At 58.0% G+C, this 2,956-nt stretch carries 3 protein-coding genes and 1 pseudogene; 3 read left to right on the top strand and 1 reads right to left on the bottom strand.

What is annotated here, in order from left to right:
• Positions 1 to 519: zinc-binding dehydrogenase (locus I8N66_RS30790; RefSeq protein WP_291162268.1), on the top strand; the 519-nt coding region annotated here is incomplete at its 5' end.
• Positions 520 to 1,049: 530 nt separating this feature from the next.
• On the opposite strand, the gene I8N66_RS30795 is transcribed toward I8N66_RS30790, so the two are convergent.
• Positions 1,050 to 1,943, bottom strand: coding sequence for an SMP-30/gluconolactonase/LRE family protein (locus tag I8N66_RS30795; protein ID WP_291162271.1), 894 nt, complete (start codon positions 1,941 to 1,943; stop codon positions 1,050 to 1,052).
• Between the two features lie 110 nt (positions 1,944 to 2,053).
• Between I8N66_RS30795 and I8N66_RS30800 the strand changes: the two genes are divergently transcribed.
• Both I8N66_RS30800 and I8N66_RS30805 read left to right on the top strand, forming a co-directional pair.
• Complete coding sequence (locus I8N66_RS30800; RefSeq protein ID WP_291162274.1) at positions 2,054 to 2,776, top strand: FadR/GntR family transcriptional regulator; 723 nt, start codon at positions 2,054 to 2,056, stop codon at positions 2,774 to 2,776.
• A gap of 11 nt (positions 2,777 to 2,787) precedes the next feature.
• Positions 2,788 to 2,956 (top strand): annotated as a pseudogene (locus I8N66_RS30805) (mandelate racemase/muconate lactonizing enzyme family protein); the annotation flags it as partial.

Consider the following 2,956-nt stretch of genomic DNA (forward strand, 5'->3'; position numbering starts at 1 on the left):
GGGGCCACGCCGATCGACTACGAGCGGGCCGACTTCGTCAAAGAGATCCATCGCCTGACAAACGACGGCGTGGATGTCGTCTTCGACGGGGTGGGCGAAGCCAATGTCTGGCGTTCGTTTCGGACTCTGAGGCCTGGTGGCCGCGTCATAGCCTATGGCTTCACTTCATTTTTGCAGAAGGGCCAACTGGCCGGGGGCCTACGTTATCGTCTACGCGGGATATTGCGACCTGCGTGGTACGCGGTACGCGCTTTCGTTTCACCAGGCCGACGACGCATACTCCCTTACAGCATACAATATTTGAAGCGGTGGAAGCTCGCTTGGTTCCGCGAAGATCTCGGCGCCTTACTCGAGCTGCTTCGCGACGGGAAGATCAAGCCGATGGTGGCCGAGCGGATGCCCTTGACCGAGGCTCGTCGCGCCCAGGAGCTGCTCGGTCTGGGAGGCGTCAAAGGCAAGCTCGTGCTGATCTGCAACTCACGCCCGACAAGGATTACCGAGCTAGAGCAGAGCTTTTGAAACGTGAAGGGCCGCCTCCGGCGTCGGGCTTGATCGCTTCAATGACTGCTTCGCGGCGCACTGCCTCCTTGAGCCGAAAGGATGGCGTCGGTCATGTGCCGAACGCGTTCGGCTGAGGGCCTAAGGGCAGTGTCCGCAGATGCGAAATCGAAGGCGGCCGCAGCGATCGCGGCGGAAAGATAAGTGAGGCGTCCGGCTCCGCGAGCGGCGGCGGAACCAGGATATGTGCCAGCAGCGTCTACTTTAAGGATGAAGCGAAGTCCGCTTTAACGGCCGAACTGAGGGCGCAATGCTGTCGTGGGCCTAAGCGTGGACGCGCCCCTTACGGACCGTACAGAATTGTGCTTCCACGAGCCCTGCGAGCCTTGTTGCTGTGATGTTCACCCTTTAGGCCAAAATGATCGCATAATGTATCGAGTGGAATGTCCGGCCGGTCGATAAGTTAAGTGAGCGGTTGTTCCAACCTTGGCTGTTGCCACAAAAGCCGTAGCCGATGCGGCGCACAGGTTTGCTATGTGGATGTCCAATCGTCATTGACTGAAACGATTTACTGGCAGCCCGAAGGTGCCCGGACGCAGCGCGAAAATCGCACCTTCATGTGGATTTTGGGCAAGATGTTCGTCGCTCATCGTGAAGCGCGCCGACGTGACAAATAGGGTTTCAAGTTGGGGACCGCCAAAAGCGCAACTCGTCGGCCATGAACACGGCAGGTCGACAACGCGATCTATCCTACCGTTGGGCGCAAATCGGATCACACAGCCACCGCCGGCGACGCGGCAATTCCAAATGAAGCCTTCAGCATCCACGCAGGATCCGTCCGGTGAACCTCGCTCAAAACCCGAAAGTACCGTTTGCCTGTCGTTCAGCAACCCGTTGGCGTCGAGCGCATAACTGTAAATCGCGTTGTCTTCGGTATCTGCCGTGATGAGCCGTCCGCCGTCGGTCCAGATCAGGGTATTGGTGATACCAAACCGATCCTCGGAAACCGGACGTAATTTTCCTAGCGCGTAACGGTAGAGCCTTCCGGTCTTTGCCGACATCGCAATCGGCGTGCCATCGGCAGCGATGTTGTCTTGCATCGTGCCTACCCAGAAGGCCCCATCCGGTGCAACGACGCCTTCATTCAATCGGTTGCCCGGCACTTCGGGTTCGACTTCCGCCACGTGACGAAGTTCACCTCCAAACTCCCATAAGGCGATGGATTTCCGCAATCCGACGATGGCGCCGCCGTCGTTGCGAAGGCCGATTGAGGTGACGAGGTCCGGGAAACTCCACTTTTCATGGTTGCCAGTGCTGGGGCAGAGCCGGTGGATCGCTTTCCCGACGATGTCGACCCAGCAAAGCTTGTGCGCTTGATCATCCCAGACCGCACTCTCGCCAACGATATTTTCCGCCGCGAATGCCACGTCAACTTCGATATTCATAAGCCCTCCGAGCACTTCTCAAATTGGTTCTTGACACACAGCTTTTCCATAAACTATGACTCGGTTCAATTCAACCTGTCCGACAGGTTTTATAAAACTGGGAGACGAAAATGAGTTTAACTCCAGTCGAAGAAGAACAGTTTGCAGGAGGCAATCTCGTCAGCACCGCTATCGGTGCCATCACCCAGCACATCCGCACGAACGAACTGGGTCCGGGCGATCGACTGCCGAGCGAGGCCACCCTGTCGAAGGAGTTAAGCGTGTCGCGGTCGGTCGTTCGTGAGGCGTTCAGGTCGCTTGCCACGATGCGGCTGATTGATCTCAACGTCGGAAAGCGTGCCACGGTGGCCCAACTCGACCACGGCGCAATGTCCTTGATGATTGAGCATGGCGTGCATACGGCCCAGATCAACGTCAATCAGGTCTATGACGTACGTCGAACGATCGAGATGCGAACATCGACGCTGGCCGCACTTCGCCGAACCGACGCGGAAGCCCGCATCATCCTCGGCCATGCGAAAGCAATGGAGTCGAATTTCGCCGATGCGGACAAGGTCATGGAAAGCGATCTCGCTTTTCACCTGGAGATCGCTCGTGCGTCCAAGAACCCGATTTTCTCGATAATCGTCGGCGCGTTCCAGGGTGTATCCCGGCAGACCTGGCCGATCGGGTGGCGCAGCCGCGCGTCCGACGAGGAACGGCATGCCATGAACCGGATACATATCGAGTTGGCCGAGGCAATCCTTGCAGGCGACCCGCAAGCCGCCAGCCAGCTTATGGCCCGTCATTTCGACGAGAGCGCAAAAGCGCTGCTCGCGGCTGGAATCGCATAGAGGACAACCTGATGAAAATTACGAGACTTGAGACGGTCCGCGTGGCGGAGCGGCCGAACCTGCTTTGGCTACTGGTCCATACCGACGAGGGATTGACCGGGCTCGGAGAAACCTTCTTCGGCGCGGAAACCGTCGAGACTTACATCCACGAGTACGTTGCCCCGCGTGTAATCGGTCGAA

Origin of the sequence: Ensifer sp. SSB1 (assembly GCF_016652895.1) — a bacterium.
In the GTDB taxonomy this organism is placed as follows: domain Bacteria; phylum Pseudomonadota; class Alphaproteobacteria; order Rhizobiales; family Rhizobiaceae; genus Ensifer.